General features: G+C 67.7%; 19 protein-coding genes. 8 read left to right on the plus strand and 11 right to left on the minus strand.

Annotation, left to right across the window (positions count from 1 at the left end):
- Positions 1 to 94: 94 nt before the first annotated feature.
- Positions 95 to 721, minus strand: a complete 627-nt coding sequence (locus OG716_RS16605) for a riboflavin synthase (protein WP_405138488.1) — start codon at positions 719 to 721, stop codon at positions 95 to 97.
- A 586-nt stretch (positions 722 to 1,307) separates the two neighbouring features.
- Here OG716_RS16605 and OG716_RS16610 point away from each other — a divergent pair.
- Positions 1,308 to 1,619, plus strand: coding sequence for a hypothetical protein (locus OG716_RS16610; RefSeq protein ID WP_405138489.1), 312 nt, complete (start codon positions 1,308 to 1,310; stop codon positions 1,617 to 1,619).
- Here OG716_RS16610 and rpe read toward each other — a convergent pair.
- Complete coding sequence (gene rpe, locus OG716_RS16615; RefSeq protein ID WP_355121266.1) at positions 1,605 to 2,270, minus strand: ribulose-phosphate 3-epimerase; 666 nt, start codon at positions 2,268 to 2,270, stop codon at positions 1,605 to 1,607. The genes OG716_RS16610 and rpe overlap by 15 nt on opposite strands.
- Positions 2,271 to 2,451: 181 nt before the next feature.
- Here rpe and OG716_RS16620 point away from each other — a divergent pair, with 181 nt between their 5' ends.
- From OG716_RS16620 to OG716_RS16630, 3 genes are all read left to right on the plus strand, one after another.
- On the plus strand, positions 2,452 to 2,874 hold the full coding sequence (locus tag OG716_RS16620; protein ID WP_405138490.1) for an anti-sigma factor: 423 nt from the start codon (positions 2,452 to 2,454) through the stop codon (positions 2,872 to 2,874).
- Entirely contained in the window at positions 2,874 to 3,824 is a 951-nt protein-coding gene (locus tag OG716_RS16625) for a SigB/SigF/SigG family RNA polymerase sigma factor (protein WP_405138491.1), read from the plus strand. Before OG716_RS16620 ends, OG716_RS16625 begins: the two co-directional genes overlap by 1 nt.
- Before the next feature lie 92 nt (positions 3,825 to 3,916).
- Complete coding sequence (locus OG716_RS16630) at positions 3,917 to 4,528, plus strand: hypothetical protein (RefSeq protein ID WP_405138492.1); 612 nt, start codon at positions 3,917 to 3,919, stop codon at positions 4,526 to 4,528.
- A gap of 73 nt (positions 4,529 to 4,601) precedes the next feature.
- On the opposite strand, the gene OG716_RS16635 is transcribed toward OG716_RS16630, so the two are convergent.
- From OG716_RS16635 to OG716_RS16660, 6 genes are all read right to left on the minus strand, one after another.
- Positions 4,602 to 6,053, minus strand: coding sequence for an RsmB/NOP family class I SAM-dependent RNA methyltransferase (locus OG716_RS16635; RefSeq protein ID WP_405139717.1), 1,452 nt, complete (start codon positions 6,051 to 6,053; stop codon positions 4,602 to 4,604).
- Between the two features lie 932 nt (positions 6,054 to 6,985).
- Positions 6,986 to 7,909 (minus strand): methionyl-tRNA formyltransferase, encoded by a 924-nt coding sequence (gene fmt / locus OG716_RS16640; protein ID WP_405138493.1) that lies wholly within the window; start codon positions 7,907 to 7,909, stop codon positions 6,986 to 6,988.
- Positions 7,909 to 8,469 (minus strand): peptide deformylase, encoded by a 561-nt coding sequence (def, locus tag OG716_RS16645; protein ID WP_355120218.1) that lies wholly within the window; start codon positions 8,467 to 8,469, stop codon positions 7,909 to 7,911. The genes fmt and def overlap by 1 nt, the downstream gene beginning before the upstream one ends.
- 85 nt (positions 8,470 to 8,554) lie before the next feature.
- Positions 8,555 to 9,514, minus strand: a complete 960-nt coding sequence (locus OG716_RS16650; protein WP_405139719.1) for an esterase/lipase family protein — start codon at positions 9,512 to 9,514, stop codon at positions 8,555 to 8,557.
- 123 nt (positions 9,515 to 9,637) lie between these two features.
- On the minus strand, positions 9,638 to 10,351 hold the full coding sequence (locus OG716_RS16655) for a PadR family transcriptional regulator (RefSeq protein ID WP_405138494.1): 714 nt from the start codon (positions 10,349 to 10,351) through the stop codon (positions 9,638 to 9,640).
- Between the two features lie 106 nt (positions 10,352 to 10,457).
- Positions 10,458 to 11,153, minus strand: a complete 696-nt coding sequence (locus OG716_RS16660) for an HAD family hydrolase (RefSeq protein WP_405138495.1) — start codon at positions 11,151 to 11,153, stop codon at positions 10,458 to 10,460.
- Positions 11,154 to 11,239: 86 nt separating this feature from the next.
- Between OG716_RS16660 and OG716_RS16665 the strand changes: the two genes are divergently transcribed.
- On the plus strand, positions 11,240 to 12,040 hold the full coding sequence (locus OG716_RS16665; RefSeq protein WP_405138496.1) for an ABC transporter ATP-binding protein: 801 nt from the start codon (positions 11,240 to 11,242) through the stop codon (positions 12,038 to 12,040).
- 7 nt (positions 12,041 to 12,047) lie between these two features.
- On the opposite strand, the gene OG716_RS16670 is transcribed toward OG716_RS16665, so the two are convergent.
- Positions 12,048 to 12,620: a TetR/AcrR family transcriptional regulator gene (locus OG716_RS16670; RefSeq protein ID WP_405138497.1), complete on the minus strand. Its 573-nt coding sequence runs from the start codon at positions 12,618 to 12,620 to the stop codon at positions 12,048 to 12,050.
- 78 nt (positions 12,621 to 12,698) lie between these two features.
- Here OG716_RS16670 and OG716_RS16675 point away from each other — a divergent pair, with 78 nt between their 5' ends.
- The 3 genes from OG716_RS16675 to OG716_RS16685 are packed head-to-tail and all read left to right on the plus strand — an operon-like array spanning position 12,699 to position 14,479.
- On the plus strand, positions 12,699 to 13,544 hold the full coding sequence (locus OG716_RS16675) for an SDR family oxidoreductase (protein WP_405138498.1): 846 nt from the start codon (positions 12,699 to 12,701) through the stop codon (positions 13,542 to 13,544).
- 52 nt (positions 13,545 to 13,596) lie between these two features.
- On the plus strand, positions 13,597 to 14,028 hold the full coding sequence (locus tag OG716_RS16680; protein ID WP_405138499.1) for a hypothetical protein: 432 nt from the start codon (positions 13,597 to 13,599) through the stop codon (positions 14,026 to 14,028).
- Positions 14,029 to 14,038: 10 nt separating this feature from the next.
- Positions 14,039 to 14,479, plus strand: a complete 441-nt coding sequence (locus OG716_RS16685; protein WP_405138500.1) for a MarR family winged helix-turn-helix transcriptional regulator — start codon at positions 14,039 to 14,041, stop codon at positions 14,477 to 14,479.
- Between the two features lie 101 nt (positions 14,480 to 14,580).
- On the opposite strand, the gene OG716_RS16690 is transcribed toward OG716_RS16685, so the two are convergent.
- Positions 14,581 to 17,685 (minus strand): hypothetical protein, encoded by a 3,105-nt coding sequence (locus OG716_RS16690; RefSeq protein ID WP_405138501.1) that lies wholly within the window; start codon positions 17,683 to 17,685, stop codon positions 14,581 to 14,583.
- Between the two features lie 42 nt (positions 17,686 to 17,727).
- On the minus strand, positions 17,728 to 18,942 hold the full coding sequence (gene metK / locus OG716_RS16695; protein ID WP_405138502.1) for a methionine adenosyltransferase: 1,215 nt from the start codon (positions 18,940 to 18,942) through the stop codon (positions 17,728 to 17,730).
- Positions 18,943 to 19,113: the final 171 nt, after the last annotated feature.

Genomic DNA, 19,113 nt, shown 5'->3' on the forward strand with positions numbered 1-19,113 from the left:
GTGCCTACCTACAGTAAGCCAGCGTCCAATTTGCGCCGCCTCCGGCGTCGCTGTGCTCCTCCGCGCTGTGGTCATCGGCGCACCCGCGCTGTAGTCATCGGCGCTGGACGAGTCGCTCGACGTACTTGGCGATCACATCCACCTCCAGGTTCACGGTGGTACCGGCGGGCGCGGACCCAAGCGTGGTGAGCGCACGCGTGGTGGGGATCAGCGAGACCTCGAACCAGTCCTTGCTGCCGTCGGCGGCCGCCTCCGCGGCGATGCCGAGGCCGGAGACGGTCAGCGAAATACCGTCGACGGTGATGGAGCCCTTCTCGACGACGTAGCGGGCGACGCTGTCGGGCAGCGAGATTCGCACCACCTCCCAGTTCTCCGAGGGGGTGCGCGAGAGCACGGTGCCGGTGCCGTCCACATGGCCCTGCACGATATGACCGCCGAGGCGGCTGTTCACGGCGGCGGCGCGTTCCAGATTCACCCGGGAACCGACCGCGAGGCCGCCGATGCTGGAGCGGTCGAGCGTCTCGGCCATGACATCCACGGTGAAGACATCACCGGCGACCTGCTGGTCCACCACGGTCAGGCAGACGCCGTTCACCGCGATCGAATCACCGTGTCCGGCATCGGAGGTCACCAGCGGGCCGCGAATGGTGAGGCGGGCCGCATCGGCCAGTTGCTCGGTGGCGACGATCTCGCCCAGCTCCTCGACGATGCCTGTGAACATGCCCTGCCTCTCCCTGTCACCCGGGGCCACGTACCGGGCCCCTGCTTGCGCCAACAGCCCGGACCACCGGCGGTATTCCCGATGGACGCGAGTCCGCCACCAGCCTAACGACGCCGGGTCGTAGACGACATGCGGCCTACTTCACTGGTGGGTTCGGTACCGCGGGACGCCACGAGAGGGTAGAAGCCGACCGGGAGTGGGCGAATTCGCCGAATTACGCGGGATACCCAATTGAAAATTCGGAATTTCCCAGTTTTGCGAATTGTCCACCCGGGCGCAATCAATCCGCCCTACCCAATTCACGACTCGCTCACACCAGAATCTTGCGCATCGGCGGAAATGGACGCAATATTGTTATGCAGCTGATTCCTACCGTTCAACTTCTCCGCGAGCAGTCCCGCCCCCTCGCGGGTCGGATCCAGGTGGACTACAACACAATTGGGAGTGCAGCGTGACCACGCTTCTCGATACCACGCTCGAAGTTCGCTGCGTGCAGTACCGGCGCGAATTTCATCTGCCGGCATCGATCGATCCGACGTCACGACACATATTACTCGAGATAGGCAGCCGTTACGGAGCCATCACAATGCCCGCCGAACTAGGCGAAAGAGTGCAAAAGCGACTCGCGCAGGCCGATCTGGCCGGGCCGGTTGTTCATCACCCGCGCGCACGGCGCTGGACCTTCATCACCGGTCCGGTCCGGCCGGAGACCCTCGGCGCCTCGGTCGCCGCCGCACTGTTCCGGGCCTATGCCACCGTCGCCTGTGCGGGCGCTCAGGTCGTACTCCCGTCCGCCGATGACGAACGGACGGGATACCGCACCTGGATTCAGCCGCCGGAGACGGTCAGTTCGGTGCCGCCGCTGGAAACGGTGGTCGAGGCGCTACTTCGCCGCTGAGGCTTCCACCGCGATGACCCGCTGCCGCAGTGCTTCCACGGTGGCGGCGGGGTCGGCGGTGCCGTACACGGCGGAACCGGCGACAAAGCAATCGATTCCGGCCTCGGCGGCCTGCTCGATGGTGTTCATATTGATGCCGCCGTCGATCTCCACCACCAGGCGCAGCTCGCCGGCGTCAACCAGGCGGCGCACCGTGCGCGCCTTGTCCAGCACTTCGGCGATGAAGGACTGCCCGCCGAAGCCGGGCTCGACGCTCATGACCAGCAGGGTGTCGAACTCGCGCAGGATCTCCAGATACGGCTCGATCGGAGTGCCGGGCTTGACCGACAGCCCGGCCTTCGCACCCGCCGCGCGGATATCGCGCGCCACGGCTATCGGATTGTCGGTGGCCTCGGCGTGGAAGGTGACGTTGTACGCGCCCGCCTCCGCATAACCCGGCGCCCAGCGCTCCGGATTGTCGATCATGAGGTGGCAGTCCAGCGGAATGTCGGTGGCCCGCAACAGACTTTCCACCACCGGCAGCCCCAGGGTCAGGTTCGGGACGAAGTGGTTGTCCATGACATCCACGTGCACCCAGTCGGCGCCCTCGATGGCCTTCACCTCGTCACCGAGTCGCGCGAAATCGGCGGACAGGATGGACGGCGCGATCATGGGCGCGGGCCGCGCGAAGGGGGAGGAAGGAGTGCACACACGCGGCAGTCTAACGGGACCGCCGCCGCGGATCGACGAGACCGGTGATGCCCGGTCTCGGTACGGTCGCGAGCTACCCACGAGCCGGCGATCGCGGCGAATGCGCTGATTGCCGCGCGGTGGAATGGGTAGCCTAGTGCAGGTGATCAACATTTCGGCGGAGCAAGGGCTGCGGGCCACACCGGTCGAGATCGGTGTTGCCGCCTCCGTCTCCCAGTTGCCCATCGTGCGCGGACTCGCCGAAACCCTGGTGTTGCTCAGCGAATTCACCCTCGACGAAGTCGCCGATATCCGCCTCGCCGTCGACGAGGCGGCCTCCACCGTCATCGCGCTGGCCGCACCCGGTACGACGCTGCAGTGTGTGTTCATCGTGGGCGATACGGATTTGGTGGTACGGGTCAGTGGTGTGGCCAAGACCGAGGGGATGCCGGATCAGCGCAGCTTCGGCTGGCATGTGCTGCGCACCCTCTCCGATGAGGTGACCGCCGCTCAGGGCGAGTTCGACCCCGCAATCTCCGGATACCCGACGACGGTTGAGTTCCGGCGGGTCCGGGGGAAGGCGTAGTGGCCGACGAGGACATCGTGTTCGTATCTCCCGAAGAAAAGCAGCCCGGCTCACCCGAAAACAGCACTGCCGCCGAGACAACCGAGAACGGCACAGTCGTCGAGAACGAGGCGGCTGCCGAAACCGAGGACGCCGCCGACGAAACGGTCGATGCCGAGGAAGCCGAAGAGCTCGCCGAGGAGGTCGCGCGCAGCGGCTCCGGATACGACGATGTGTCGGCACTGTTCGAACAGCTGGCGGCCACCGATCCGAAATCTCCGCGGCGCACCGCGCTGCGCGGTGAGCTGATCAACCGCTGTATCCCGCTGGCGGACCACATCGCTCGCAAATTCTCCGGACGCGGCGAGCCGTTCGACGATCTCACCCAGGTGGCGCGCGTCGGGCTGGTGCACGCGGTGGATCGGTTCGATGTCAGCCGCGGCTCCAACTTCCTGTCGTTCGCGGTGCCGACCATTATGGGTGAGGTCCGCCGGTACTTCCGTGACAACACCTGGGCCATGCGAGTTCCGCGACGGGTCAAGGAAACTCATCTACGCATCGGCGCGGCCATCGACGCGCTCTCGCAGCAGCTGGGCCGCTCCCCCACCGCCAAGGAGATCGCCGCACAGCTGGGCATCGACGCGGACGAGGTGACCCAGGCCGTCATTGCCGGGAACGCCTACCAGCCCGCCTCGATCGACGCGGTGTCCGTGGGCCGCGATACCGAGGCCTCGCTACTGGACACCCTCGGTGAGGAGGAGTCGCAGTTCGATCGGGTCGAGGAGTACGTGGCGATCCGGCCGCTACTGGCGGGACTACCCGAGCGGGAGCGGCGCATTCTCACCATGCGGTTCTTCGAATCCATGACGCAGACGCAGATCGCTCAGCAGATGGGGATCTCGCAGATGCACGTCTCCCGGATTCTGGCGAAAACCCTTGCCCGCCTGCGGGAGCAGACGACACGCGAATAGTTCCGCGGCCCCGCCCGTTATGGGCTTGCCAGGTACTCGCACCGGTGCGACGATCAACGTCTCTCGGCACGTACCGCAATCGGGCGGGACACATGACGCAGCACCGCGATCAGCACATTGTGAATCAGATCGACCAGCTCGTGAGCGAGCAGCTGGCCGACGGGGAACCGCACACCGGTTACGACTACGGCGATCCGGATTTTCCGCGCTGCCCGCATCCCTGGTGCGATGAGGAGTGGCACGGACTGCCGATCACCACGCGGATGGCCGAAATGCGCTGGCGCGGTGAGGTGGATCCGGGTTACCGGTACCCGGACGACACTTCGGCGGTGCTGTGCCCGGGTTCCGAGGACGCCGGCGATTTCACGCCCGCCGACAAATTCCGGGCGCTGGCGCAGCTGCGGCAGTCGGTCTCGGTATCGCGCACGGTGCAGCGGATTCGGGCGGAGGCGCAGTGGTGGTGCTGTTTCCACATTGCCGATCTGTCGATCAGCTCCGTGGTGGTGCGCGGCGGTGGATCACCGCAGCGGTTTCTCCAGATCAATGGTGAGACAGTCGAATTGGTGCCCGATGTCGACGGCACCTGCATGCTCGGGCGCACCGATCGGGGACCGGACGCCGGTGCGCGACCGCAGTGGATGGCCATCCACTGCCGACAGGTGCCGCGCGCGGGCGTGTGGGTGTCCTGGCGGCCGACACCCTGACAGATGAGGTCCGCACCGATAGGTGCGGACCTCATTCAGTCCTATGCCGCGTTACGCGAGGGGCTACACCGCGTTACGCGAGGGGCTTGCGCAGCGCGGCGACGAACATGGCGTCGGTGCCGTGGCGGTGCGGCCACAGCTGCGCAGCCGGACCGTCACCGAGATCCGGGACGCCGGGCAGCAACTCACGAGAATCGAGCTGCTCCGCACCGGTGCGGCGGACCATATCGGATACCACCGATACCGTCTCCGCCAGATGCGGGGAGCAGGTCGAGTACACGACCACGCCACCCGGACGCACCAAATCCCATGCGGCGGAGAGCAATTCGCGCTGCAATTTCACCAGATCGCCCACATCGGACGGCTGCCGGCGCCAGCGTGCCTCCGGGCGACGGCGCAGCGCGCCCAGGCCCGTGCAGGGGGCATCGACCAGAACGCGGTCGTACCCCGGAGTCAGGCCGCTGTCGCGACCGTCGGCGACGTGAATATCGACCGGCATGCCGCGGGTCGACTGGCGGACCAGTTCGGCGCGATGCTCGGCGGGTTCCACCGCATCGATGCGGAAGCCGTCGATATCGGCGATCGCACCCAGCAGGGCGGCCTTGCCGCCCGGACCGGCGCACAGGTCCAGCCAGCGGCCACCGTCCGGGCCTTCCAGGGGAGCGCGCGTAAGGGCCAGGGCAACAAGCTGACTGCCCTCGTCCTGCACACCGGCAAGGCCGTCGCGGACCGGTTCCAGCTTGCCCGGATCACCGCTGTCGAGGTAGACGGCATACGGCGACCAGCGGCCTTCCTCGCCGCCGGTCACCAAAGCCAGCTCCTCCGCGCTCATTTCGCCCGGACGCGCCACCAGATGCACGATCGGACGGGCATCGTCGGCCGCGAGCACCTCGCGCAGCTCACCGGCCCGCTCCCCCAGCGCATCCGCGAACGCCTGTGCGATCCACACCGGATGCGCGAACTCGAACGCCATATGCCCCAGCGGATCCTTGGGCGCCAGCGCCTCGACCCACTGCTCGGCCGATTTCTCCGCCACCCGTCGCAGCACCGCATTCACGAAACCGGCCCGCCCGATGCCGAATTCGGCCCGCACCAGCGCCACCGAGGTATCCACCGCGGCATGTGCACCGATTCGAGTCCGCAGCAGCTGATAAGCGCCCAACCGCAGCGCATCCAGCAGCGGCCCGTCGATCTCGTCGACCGGACGCCCGGCCCCCGCCGCGATCACCGCATCGAGCAACCCCAGCGACCGCGCCGACCCATAGGTCAACTCGGTGGCCAGCGCCGCATCCCGCCCACTGATCTTCCGCTCCCGAAGCAGCCCCGGCAGCACAAGATTCGCATACGCATCCCGCTCCCGCACCGCCCGCAACACGTCCCGCGCGACAACCCGCACCGGATCCAACCCCTGCGCGGCCTCGGCGCCTCGATCCCCGCGATCCCCCTGCTTACCGGCAGCGGTAGTCCGCTTCGAGTCGCCCTTGGCCGCAATCCGTCCTCGGGCGACCTTGCCACGACTCACCACACCGGATCCCTGACCCCGATCCGCCTGCGCCCCAGCCGATTCCCGCTCGCCGCGATCGCTCCCATCCGACCGCGCGCCGGCACCCCGAGTTCTGGTGCCGCGGGCAGCATCGGATCGCTGCGAGTTCCCTTGCCCCGCAGCCGCGTTGCGCTGGCCGACCGGTACGGACCGGGAAGCGCCCTTGCCCGTGGAGGGGGCGTCACCACTGCGAGCGGAGTCCTTGTGAGCAGGCTCGGAACGCTCCCGATCAGCGGATCGCTGACCGACAGTGGAGGTGCTCCGATCGGCGCGCGACGCAGAGGAACTCGCCGACGCCGACCGGCGAGGCTGATCACCCTGTGGCGCAGAGCGTTCGCGGTCACTCCCACGGCTGTCGTTGGCGGCGCCACGAATGGCGCTGGTCCGAGGTTCGCGTGCGTCGGCACTGCGGCCACCGGAGGTCGGCACGTCATTGCCGACAGTCCGAGTCGGGCGCGACTCGCGGCCGTCGGCGCTGCGGCGCGGGCTGCCAGAGTCGCTGCGAGCGCGCTCACCGGAGGTCTTGCGGGAGTCCGCGTTCGGTGCGCGAGCGGTGTCCGGCTTCGGACGCCAATCGCGGCGCGGCAGCTTGGCGGGGGGTTTGGCGTCGCGGCGGTCGCCGGACGCCGGACGCCCGGCACTGCCGCCGGTGCGCGAATCGCCGCTGTCCGCGGCCTTGCGCGGGCGGCCGGAATCGGCATCGCCGCGGCGGCGGTCGCCGGTGACGGGACGGTCGTTGCCGGCGGGGCGAGCCCCGGTGACGCGGCGGTCGCCGGTGACGGGACGGGCTCCGGTATTGGTGCGGGAGCGGTCGTTCGCGGTGCGCGCGGTGTCTTTTCGCGGGCCGCGGGACTGCCCGGTGGCGGGCTTGTCGCGGCGATCGTCGCCGGTGGCCTCTCCCCGATCGGGGCGGGTCATTCGACCACCGCGCCGGGCTGGAGGCGGGCGCCGCGGGCCCAGTCTAGGGCTGGCATCATGCGTTTTCCTTGGGGTTGCACCTCGATGAGGCGGACGGCTGTGGTGGCGGTGCCGATGAAGACGCCCGACTTGCGGACCTCGATCTCGCGTTCGGGGAGGGTCTCCTCCACCATCTCGATCGGGCCGAGCTTGACACGTTTACCGTCGACCTCCGTCCACGCGCCCGGATTCGGGGTGACCGCGCGGATTCGGCGAGAAATGGCCAGGGCGGGCTCATCCCAGCGGATGTGGCCCGCTTCCGCCTCCACCTTGGAGGCGTACGACACGCCCTCCAGTGGCTGCGGAACCGCTTGCAGGGCACCGGCTTCCACCCCGTCGAGGGTGGATTCCAGCAGGTGCGCACCGCTTTCGGCGAGGCGCTCGAGCAGGATGCCGGAGGTATCGGTGGCGCGCACAGCCTCGGTGACGGTGCCGAAGACCGGACCGGTGTCGAGACCCTTCTCGATAAGGAAGGTGGAGGCGCCGGTGATCTGGTCACCCGCGAGAACGGCCGCCTGCACCGGGGCTGCGCCGCGCCAGGCGGGCAGCAGCGAGAAGTGCAGATTGATCCAGCCGTACCGCGGAATCTCGAGCACCCGCTCGGGCAGCAGCGCGCCGTAGGCGACCACCGGACAGCAGTCCGGCGCCAATTCGGTCAGCTGATCGATGAATTCGGGCTCCGACGGCCGCTTCGGCGTGAACACCGGAATGCCGTGCTCGTCCGCGAGCAGCCCGATGGGCGAACGGGTGACCTTGCGCCCACGCCCGGCGACCGCATCGGGCCGCGTCACCACCGCCACCACCTCGTGGTTCGCGGATTCGATGAGCCGGCGCAGCGACGGCACCGCCGGTTCGGGGGTGCCGGCAAAAACCAGGCGCATCAATTGCTCCGTTCCCGGGCGCGACGGCCCCCACCGATTTCCGACGCGGGCAGCACGGTGATCCCCTGGGAGAACCAGGACGATTCACGCAGCGTGCGCATCGCTTCCTTGCGAACCTCGGGCGCCAGCCGCTGCAGGAACAGCACACCGTCCAAGTGGTCGGTCTCATGCTGCACGCACCGGGCCAGCAGGCCCTCGGCGCGGAATTCGACCGGGGTTCCGTCCATATCGACACCGCGCGCGATCAGCGTATGCGCGCGCACGACGTCCTCACGCACGCCGGGGATGGACAGGCAGCCTTCGGGCCCGATCTGCGTCTGCTCACCGACCACCTCGAAAACCGGGTTGATCAAATGTCCCTGGGCATCACCGGTGTCGTAGACGAAGACACGTAACCCGACCCCGATCTGCGGGGCCGCCATACCGACGCCCCCGCTTTCGTACATGGTGTCGACGAGGTCGGTCACCAGCTGGCGCACCTGGGGATCGAACGTCTCGACCTCCGCCGCGCGAGCGCGCAGGATCGGATCGCCGAACAGGCGGACAGGCTGGATGGTCACGGGCAACTCCCGGTGCGAATGAATGCGGTCGTCTCATTTTACGGATAAGACGAAGCCGCCACGCCACGCACCGGGCTGAGGTGGCTCACGAATGTGCGGCCAGCACCACATCGCTGATGCCGGTACCCAGCGCGACGGCGGTGCAGGTGGGCTGCACGGCATGCGCGGGATCGAGGACATTGAGCACCATCTGCTGCACATACGGGTCGTAGACCATGTGGAAGTGCCCGGTCAGATCGGTCGAGCACATATCCTGCAGCACCAGATTGGTGGCGCCCTCACCGTGTAGCGCGATATTGGCGAACGGCTGGATCATCTCGTCCACGCGGCTGCCGATTGTCGTATATCGCACACCGGGGACGGTGTCACCGCCGGCATTGAGGTCGTTGATGAACGGCGAGCCGGCCGCCTGCTGGATCGCGGCGAGCGAGGTGGCCTGCTGCACGACCTCGTAGAGCACCGGGACTCTATCGGCCACCGGCACCAGCCCGTACATGACGCCGCCGTAACTGGGCGAGGCCATGCCGACCCACTGGCCGACCTTGGGCGCACCGCCCAGTTTGTTGATGTAGTAGCGAGTGACGCTGGCGCCCTGCGAGAATCCGACCATATCGACCTGCGCGGCGCCGGTCGCGGCGAGCACCTGATCGACGAAATCGCCGATCTGCGCGGAACTCGCCCAGACATCCTCGGTGCCGAAGCTGTCCCCGCCGACCTTGCCGCCGTAGTTCAGCGCGAAGACGCAGAAACCGGCCTGCGCGAGTACGGGACTCAGGGCCGACCAGTCGGAATAGGCCGAGGAGTCGGTGCCGTGCGCGAGCACGATCGGACGCGGGTGGTCGGCATTCGGCTTGCAGCCGAAGTCATTCGACCCGGACGGTGCCGCGTCCGGATGTTCTTTGAGATACCGGGCCGCTGCCAGATGTTCGGTCTGCGGCGGCCCGGCTTCGCTGGGCACCTCGATCGGTCGTAGCGCGGGCGCGGCCGCGGCCACCCCGGTTTCCCACGGTGTCGCACCGACACCCGCGATAATCCCCAACATCATGACCCCGACCGGTGCGACGCTGCGCAACAGCGGCTTTCGCATCCGACTCGACCGAATTCCCATACAGGAATGATCTCTTGTGAACAGTCACAATGCACACCAGTTCGAGGTGTTGCGCACACACTATTTCTCGGGTGTGTCGTCTTCGGCGAGGATCCGGTACAAAGACCGGCGCGCCTCGGTGAGAATCTCCGCGGCCTTGGCCGCCTGCTCGGGCGTGCCGACCGAAGCGACCTGTGCGACCGCACCCATCAGCTGACCGATCAGCCCGCGCAGATCGAGCGCCTGATCGCCGACGCCGTCCTTGACGTCCTGCCAGGGATCGCCCAGATCGGCGCGGTTCTCCTCGAGGTAGGCGGTGCCGGCCTCGGTGAGCTTGGCGGTCTTACGACCCGCCACCTTCTCGATAATGACCAGACCCTCGTCCTCGAGCTGTGCCAGCGCGGGGTAGATGGAGCCCGGGCTGGGACGCCAGACGTCCTGGCTGCGCTCGCGGATCTGCTGGATCAGCTCGTAGCCGTGCATGGGGCGGTCCTCCAGTAGCAGGAGGATGGCCGCGCGCACATCGCCACGACGCCCGCGTCCACCGCGACCGCGACCGCGGCCGAGGGGTCCGGCGCTGAAACCGCCCGGGCCGAAACCACCGGGACCGAAGTCCGGGCCGAAGCCACGACCGTGGCCGTGCCGGTGCGGGCCGCGCTCGCCGCGGGGACCACGTTCACCGAACGGGCCGCCACCACGTCGCATCCGCGGATGTTCGGGGCCCTGCTGGTCTTCCGCTCGCAGTCGCCGCCAGGGCCCGCGGCCCCTGTTGTCAAAGTTCTCCATGTTTTCCATGGTGTGCTCCTAAAGGTTCGTCGTTGTACTTGACGTTATCGACGATATATCGACAAACTATCGATAGCAAGTGTGTCGCGTGACACAAACCTGCCAGTCTGGATCTTTAGAAGGGTACAGAGATCAACCCGCGGTCGACGAGAATATCGCGCAGGGCGGTCCGGCGATCCGCCGTCGAAATCGGCTCGACCAGGGCGAATTCACAACCGAGAGCCGTCGCGCCGCCGTCCGCCTCAACACTGTCGCCGATCATCAGGGCGTTCTCGGCCGCCACACCGAGCGCCGCGAGCGCGGATTCGAAGATGCGCGGATCAGGCTTCATGGCGCCGATTTCGAAGGATAGGGCGAAATCGCCGATATATCGATCCCAGCCGCGACTGGTGAACGCCGGGCGGATGTCCCAGGCGATATTGCTGACCACGCCCACCGGCACACCGCGTTCGTGCAGCGCTCGGAAAACCTCGCCGGCATCGGGATAGGGCGACCACGCCTGCCAGTCGAGCATGCGCTCGTAGAGCTGTTTCGCCGGCACCTCGGGCACGCCGGAGCGCTCGAGCACCTGCAGATAGGCGATACGGTGCAGGGCGGGGTCGAGATCCCTTCGGTCCCAGGCATATTGACCCGCCTCGTCGAAATCGACGAACTGCTCCACGGGTGCGGTCATGGCGCGCATGACGGCGGCGACCTCGTGCGCGTCCAGTGGCCTGCCGTCCGCATCGGTCAGATCTATCGCCCAGAGTTCCGAGTCCTCCAATCGGAAAACCGTGCCGGAGAAGTCGAAGAGAACCGCCTCGATCGCCATATCGCCAGACTACACAGCAGATTTACCGCTATTTTTGTGCCGGAAACCACTCCTCAACTTGTCTGAGGAGTTGCTATCGTGGGCGTATGAACGACTTCCCGGTGCTCCAGGTCGATGCGGTCGATGTCGTGCGGGATGGAAACCTTCTCCTGCAAGCGGTTTCGCTCACGGTGCGATCGGGCGAGCACTGGGCGCTGCTGGGGCCCAACGGTGCGGGCAAGACCACTCTGCTGCGCATGCTCGGGGCCTTCGAACATCCCACCCGCGGCACGGTCGAGGTGCTCGGCAAACGACTCGGCCGCGTCGATATGCGCGAATTGCGCACGGCCATCGGGCATGTCGACCCGCGCCATACGCCACGCAGCCCGCTCACGGTGCACGAGGTCGTACTCACCGGCATCACCAATACCGCCGAGCTGGTGCCGCGCTGGCAACCGTCCGCCGAGCAGCTCGCCGAGGCCGAGCGCTTGATCGAACTGCTCGGGTTGTCGCACCGCCACGATGCGCCCTGGCCGATCCTGTCGCAGGGCCAGCGCGGGCGCGCGCTCATCGCCCGGGCGCTCATGCCCAATCCGCGCCTGCTGCTGCTCGACGAACCGGCGACCGGCCTGGATCTCGCTGGGCGCGAACAACTTCTGGAACGGCTCGACATACTGCAGCGCGCACATCCGGAGCTGGCCTCGGTGCTGGTGACACACCACCTCGAGGAGCTGCCCCCGGGCACCACGCACGCCATGCTGCTGCGCGACGGGCAGGCGCTGGTGAGCGGAACCGTCGATGACGTGGTGACCAGCGAACACATCGGCGCCGCTTTCGATCACCCGGTGCGCATCGTGCGCGAGGACGGCCGCTGGAGTGTGCGCGCGGCCCAGCCGGCACACCACTGACCGGCGCTCAGACCAGCGAGTCGATCCAGCGCTGTAGTCGCAGGCCCTCCGTCGCCATCATGTCCGGATCACGGAAAGTATTGGTGAGCAGCGAGATTCCCTGATACGAGGCCAGCAGGGCGACCGCCAGCTCCCGGGCGTCCGCGCGCCCCATGGCCGCGAACTGCTGCTCGATCCAGGTCAGCAGCTCCCCCATCACCGCCGCCATTTCCCGGTCGAGCCCGTCGGTGCGCTTGTCCAACTCGGTCGCGAGAGTGCCCGAGGGACAACCGAATCGGGCGGCGAGATCGCGCTGCCCGACCCAGCCCTCGACCAGCGCCTTGAGACGCTCGGCCGGCGCTTCCACCTGCTCGAGAGCCGGGAGAATCTCGTGCAGGCTGCGCGCATGCGCACCGATCGCCGCCTGGACCAGCTGATCCTTGGTCTTGAAGTAGTAGTAGACGTTCCCCACGGGAACCTCCGCCACCCGGGCGATATCGGCGATAGTCGTCTTCTCCACGCCCTGCTCATGGAAGACCTTGGCGGCCGCATCGGCCAGGCGCTCCCGTTTCCCCGCTCCGCGAGCCACTGAGTTAGTCACACAACTAACTATAGACAACCGGTCGAAGGATGGTCTACGATTCTTCTTAGTCAGCCAACTAACTCAGGAGTGAGACACATGATCGTGGTAACCGGCGCAACGGGCAATGTCGGCAGTGTTGTGGTGCGACTGCTCACCGAAGCGGGCGAAAAGGTCGTCGCCGTATCGCGAGGCGAGAAGCCGGTGGATCTGCCGGAGGGTGTCGAGCACCGTCGCGGCGATGTGGGCGATCTCGGCAGCCTCGCGACGGCGGTGACCGGGGCGGATACGCTGTTCCTGCTCATTACCGGAGAGCAGCTGGTGACCGGGCCGGATCCGAAAGAGCTGCTCGACACCGTTGCCGCACAGGGCATTCGGCGGGTGGTGTTCCTCTCGTCGCAGGGCGCCGTGACGCGGCCCGAGAGTCCGGCGTACGCCAGGACGATCGCGTTCGAAAAGGCCCTGGCGGCTTCGGATCTGGAGTGGACAGCGGTGCGCCCCGCCGGGTTCGCCAGCAATACCTTCGCCTGGATCGAACCGGTACGCACCGGCCGGATGATCCCGGCGCCGTTCGGCGATATCGGATTGCCGGTGGTGGCGCCGTTCGATATCGCCGCGGTGGTGGCGGCCGCGCTCAGGGAGGACGGGCACAACGGGCAGGTATACACACTGACCGGCCCGGCGGTCATCACGCCGCGCGAACAGGCCGCGGCGGTGGCCGCGGCATTCGGCGAGCCGCTGCGATTTGTCGAACTGACATCGGACCAGGCCCGGTCCAACATGCTCCGGTTCATGCCGGAATCCGTTGTGGATCACACACTTCTGATCCTCGGCGAACCGACTCCGGAAGAGCAGACGGTGAGCCCTGATGTCGAACGCGTACTCGGCCGGCCGGCGACCAGCTACGCCGACTGGGCGAAGTACGTCATCGGCGCTTTCCGCTGAAGCGGGAAATCGGCCATTGCAACTTTAATACGCGTGCGCTTATCGTCTGTTCATGCGTATTAAATCGGCACCCTTCTCCGAAGGCACCGTACTGATGCCGTGGAGTCCCGGCCCGCACCACGATATTTCCGGGGAGGTCTTCGTCAGCGTGACGGACTTCCTGGCGGAATCGGATGACGAGGCCCGCACTATCTACGAAACCGGCTTCGAACTGGGCCGCACCTGGCCGGTCATGCAGGGCGCGGTGGGGCTCTGGCTCTGGGGCAGGCCCGCCGAGCGCCGCGGCGGATCCATCTCGGTGTGGGAGTCGGAGCAGGATATGCGGCGCTTCGTGCGCTGGCCCGTACACACCGAGATCGTGCGGGCCTGGCGCGGGCGGGTCGGCATCGGCGTCGACTCGTGGCGGGCAGAGCGCTTCGATCCGGACGAAGTTCTCACCCGCGCGGGCGACACCATCGAGCAACCACACCGGAGGGCCGCATAATCTTGTCCGCATGACGACACCCCGCCCGGATCTGGCAGCGATGCTCGCGCCGCTCGCCCGTGCACTGATGGCGGCCGAGCAGCCGGTCCTCGACGCGCACGGTCTGAGCATGTGGGCGTATATCGTGCTGCTGCACCTGCACGAGGGGCCCGCGCGCGGGCAGGGTGTGCTCGCACAGGAGATCGGCGCGGACAAGACCCGCATCATCGCGGTGCTGGACGATCTGCAGGAGCGCGGACTGATCGAACGCGATCCGGATCCCGCCGACCGCCGCGCCCGGGTGCTCACCCTGACTCCGGCGGGGCGGCGGCTGCGGGACGCCACGCAGGCCGATATCCAGGCTCGGGAGAACCGGCTGCTGGACAGACTGCCCGCCGCCGATCGGCAGGGATTTCTCAATGCCCTGGCCACGTTGGCCGCCCTGCCGCGCCAGGAGATTACGGGCGACTGATACGACGACCGGCAGGACTACTGCTGCGGCACAGTGGAATTCACATTGTCGTGAAGAATCACAATACCCTCGCCGCAGTCGGCCGATGTCGGCGAGTTCGATCAGCCGATATCGACGGGGTCGATCTGGACGCGCAGCGGCGCATCCGACTTGTGGGTACTGCGCACCGCCAGCGCCGCGCTCAGCGCCCGTGCGAGCGCCGCGCCCGCCGAACGATCGACCCGCAGGATCATGCGCTCCACCTCGGGGGGATTGTCGCCCGAGGAGAAGGGTTTGCGCGCGCCGGGCGGCAGCGGCACCGGGCCGAGCACTTCGACCATATCGGGAAGCTTTGCCTCCGTGAGCAATTCGGCGATCGAATCGGTGGTGCCGTCCACCGCGGCCAGCCGCACCGACGGCGGGAACCGCACCTGCGTGCGCTCGTCCAATTCGAATTGCGCATGCCCCACCGGATCCCACCGCAGTAGCGCCTGCACGGTCGAAATCGCGGGATCGGCCATGACGAGCACCTGACCACCCGTCCGCACCAGCGCCGCCGCGGACATCCACCGCCGCAACGCATCCTCCGCCGCACGCAGATCAGCTCGGCCCAGCAGCGCCCAGCCGTCCAGCAGCAGCGCCACCGCGTATCCGCCGGGCACCACCGGCTCGGCGCCGATCGTGGACACCACCACCTGCGGACCCTCGGGCACCGAATCCAGTACCGCCGTGCCACCGGAACCGCGCACCGGCACCCCCGGAAACGCACGCCCCAATTCCTCGGCCGTCCGGACTGCCCCGATCACCACCGCCCGCAGCGCGCGCGAACCACAAGCGCCACAGCGGAATGCCGCCTCGGTAATGCCGCACCACCGGCACGCCGGACTGTGCGCCATCTCCGCACCGCCACGCGGCACACTCACCCCCATCGCCACACCGCGATCCACGAAAGGCGGCCGAGCCGCCCCTGCGGCCGTAGGCCGACCGCGCGCCCCGTCAACCCCGGCGCTCTGCCGCGTAGAACCGCCGTACCCTGCTTGCCCCGCTTCCGGACCGTCGTACGCCGCTCGCCTCCGAGGGCTCCCTGCTTCCGGACCGTCGTGCGCCGCTCGCCCCCGAGCACCCCACGCTTCCGCACCGTCGTACGCCGCTCGGCCCCGAGCATCCCCCGCGCCGTCGTACGCCGCTCGCCCCCCAGCGCCCCCTGGTGCCGCGCCATCGTATTGCACTCGCGCTGAGGTGTTCTCAGCTGCCGCGCCCTCGTGGGGCGCTCGCCCGGGTGCATTTCCCGCCGGCGATCCGCCACGCGCCGCTCGGCCCGGGGCGCTTCCCCCGGTGGTGTTGGCGCGCGAGGAGTCGGATGTTGTGTCCGGCAAGGCCAATGGGCCGTTGCAGTGCCGACAGCGGGCGGGGGTACGGCATTTCGCGCAGGCCAGCGCGGGAATGTAGCCACGCCTTGGCACCTGGACCAGCACAGGCTCCCCTGCCGCGAGCGCCTTGCGTGCGGCCAGGAAGGCGACACCCGGAATACGAATGGCCCGCGCGATGGGATCGCGCTCCAGCGCGGCATCGCTGTCACCCGGGGCACTGATGTGGGGCATCACCTGGCGGAGGACACCGCGATCAGCGAGAAGATCATGGGCCCAACCGGATTCGACAATGGCCTGAACCTCGGCGGTACGTGCGAACCCACCGGCGACGAAGGCCGCGCCGGTCTCGTGCGCGCGCAGCATCGCCACCTCCCGCGCATGCGGATACGGCGAGCGCGGTTCGGCGTAGGTGCCGTCACCGTCATCCCAGATGGCGATGAGACCGAGATCCTGCACAGGAGTGAAGACCGAGGCGCGAGTGCCGACCACAATGCGGGCAGTCCCCCGCAGCGCCGCCAGCCAGCGCCGGTACCGCGCCGAAGGACCCAGTCCAGCAGCCAGACCAACAGCCGAATCGCCCACCAGCGCAGCGCATTCGGTCAACACCCGATCCAAATCCCGCTGATCGGGAACCATCAGCACAGCACTGCGACCACTCTGCACGACCACTGCCGCGAGCTCAGCGAGCCGACGCGGCCAGTCCTCCCCCGGCAATGCCTGCCACGCCGCACGCGGCCCCTGCCCCGCAGCCAGCGCGCCCAGAAATGATCGACCGTGTTCGTACCTGGACCACGCCGGGTAGTCCACCGGGATCACCTGCGCCGTAATCGACTTCGCAGCACCCTCATCCACTGACCGGTCGCTCTCGGCAGCCCCGCCCGCCGATCCGGTGCTTTCGCCCCCGGCACCGTCACCTGAGCCGGACTCGCCCGCAGCTGAACCGTTGTCGCCGGCGCCGATCTCGCGCCCGGCCGCACTGAAATTACCCGCGCTCGCACCGATACCATCTGCGCCGACCGCACCCTCGGCAGCATCGAGATCGTCCGAGCCGATCTGGCCCGCATCGAATTCATCCGCAGCCGCATCGGCGTCGCCGGTGCCGAAGTCGTTCGTGCCGACGCCATGGGTGGCCGCGCCGAGTTCTCGTGTGCCGGTCTGGGTTTCGGTCTCGGCGAGTGGGTGGCCATCGGCAGCTGCGGGCGTCGCGTTCACCGCCGCGATGTCATCGGAGTCCGCAACCTGTGCGGGAGCTGCACCGAAGTCCTCGCCCGTCGATGGAGCGTCGATCGGCTCAGTTCGACCACGCGGCCCGTACGAATGGTGCGGCGCACCGATGACCGGTCCGTCCGAGACAGAAACGTCCGCAATCGGAGCATGTGACGAAGCCAACGTCGGCGAAACGTCCGCTGCGTCAGGCTCATCGAGCATGACGGGTTCATTGTTCGCCGCTTCCGGCGGCGCGTCCGATGCGCGCTCTCCGGCAGTCTTGCGCGCTTTGGCGGCTTTGGTGGCCTTCTTGGAGCCGTTCTCGCCCTCGGCTTCGATCTTCGCGTGGCGCGGCGGAATCGCCAGGCGCAGGACATCTGCCCGGGTGCCCGCGTAGCGGGCGGCGACAGCGGTGACCAGCCGCAGGATTTCCGGGGTGAGCACGCGTTCGCTGGATACGACGCGGTCCAGGCGCACGAGTCTGCCTGTGTGGTCGGACTTTTCGAGGCGTTCGAGGATATAGCCGTCGATGAGACGGCCGGAGAATCGCACTCGAACGCGAACGCCCGGCTGGGCGATCTCATCCAGCTCGGGGGGAACGAGGTAGTCGAAATCCCTGTCGAGATGGGCCGGTTCCAGCAGCGGGAGCACCCGCGCGATGGGGCGCCCCGCCGCTGGTCCGGTGTGTGTCAATTACAGCCCGGCGGCGGCGCGCAACTTCTCCGCGCGGTCGGTGCGCTCCCAGGGCAGGTCCACGTCGGTGCGGCCGAAGTGGCCGTACGCGGCGGTGGGTGCGTAGATCGGGCGCAGCAGGTCCAGATCGCGAATGATGGCGCCCGGACGCAGGTCGAAGACCTCGGCGATGGCGGCGGAGATCTTCTCCGGGTCGATCTGCTCGGTGCCGAAGGTCTCGACGAACAGGCCCACGGGGGCAGCCTTGCCGATAGCGTAGGCGACCTGCACCTCGACCCGCTCGGACAGACCGGCGGCCACGACATTCTTGGCGACCCAGCGCATGGCGTAGGCGGCCGAGCGGTCGACCTTCGACGGATCCTTACCGGAGAAAGCGCCGCCGCCGTGGCGGGCCATGCCGCCGTAGGTGTCGACGATGATCTTGCGACCGGTCAGGCCGGCATCACCCATGGGGCCACCGAGCACGAACTTGCCGGTCGGGTTGACCAGCAGGCGAATATTGGAGGTGTCCAACGGATTCGGCAGCTTCAGCTCGGCGAGCACCGAGTCGACGACCTTCTCGCGGATGTCCGGGGTGAGCAGATTGTCGAGATCGATATCGGCGGCGTGCTGGGTCGAGATGACGACCGTGTCCAGGCGCTTGGGGATATCACCCTCGTACTCGATGGTGACCTGGGTCTTGCCGTCCGGGCGCAGGTACGGCAGCACGCCGGACTTGCGGACCTCGGTCAGGCGACGCGAAAGCTTGTGCGCCAGCGAGATCGGCAGCGGCATGAGCTCCGGGGTCTCGACGGTGGCGTAGCCGAACATCAGACCCTGATCGCCCGCACCCTGGCGTGCGATGGCGTCGTCCTCGCCGCCGGTACGGGCCTCGTGCGAGGTGTCCACGCCCTGCGCGATATCCGGCGACTGCGCACCGATGGCCACGTTCACGCCACAGGAGGAGCCGTCGAAACCCTTTGCGGAGGAGTCGTATCCGATCTCCAGGATCTTTTCGCGAACGATGGTCGGGATGTCCACATAGGCGGTGGTGCTGACCTCACCGGCCACGTGCACCTGACCGGTGGTCACCAAAGTCTCCACCGCCACGCGGCTGCGCCGATCGGCCGCGAGCAACGCGTCGAGGATGGAATCGCTGATGGCATCACAGATTTTGTCCGGGTGACCTTCCGTCACGGACTCACTGGTGAATAGGCGGCTGCCAGTCGTGCGCACAGTTGTTCCCTCTCCCTCAACGGGTTTCTCGTATCGGCCTGCGACAGTAGCGCGTCCCCGCTACCGCACAACCCTTTGTCTCAGGTTATTCCAAACCACCGACTGCGGGGGAACGACGTCCCCAGATGGCCAATATTGTGGCTCAGACAGTTGCCTATCCGAGCCAGCGGC

The sequence above is a fragment of the Nocardia sp. NBC_01388 genome (genome assembly GCF_045040085.1).
In the GTDB taxonomy this organism is placed as follows: domain Bacteria; phylum Actinomycetota; class Actinomycetes; order Mycobacteriales; family Mycobacteriaceae; genus Nocardia.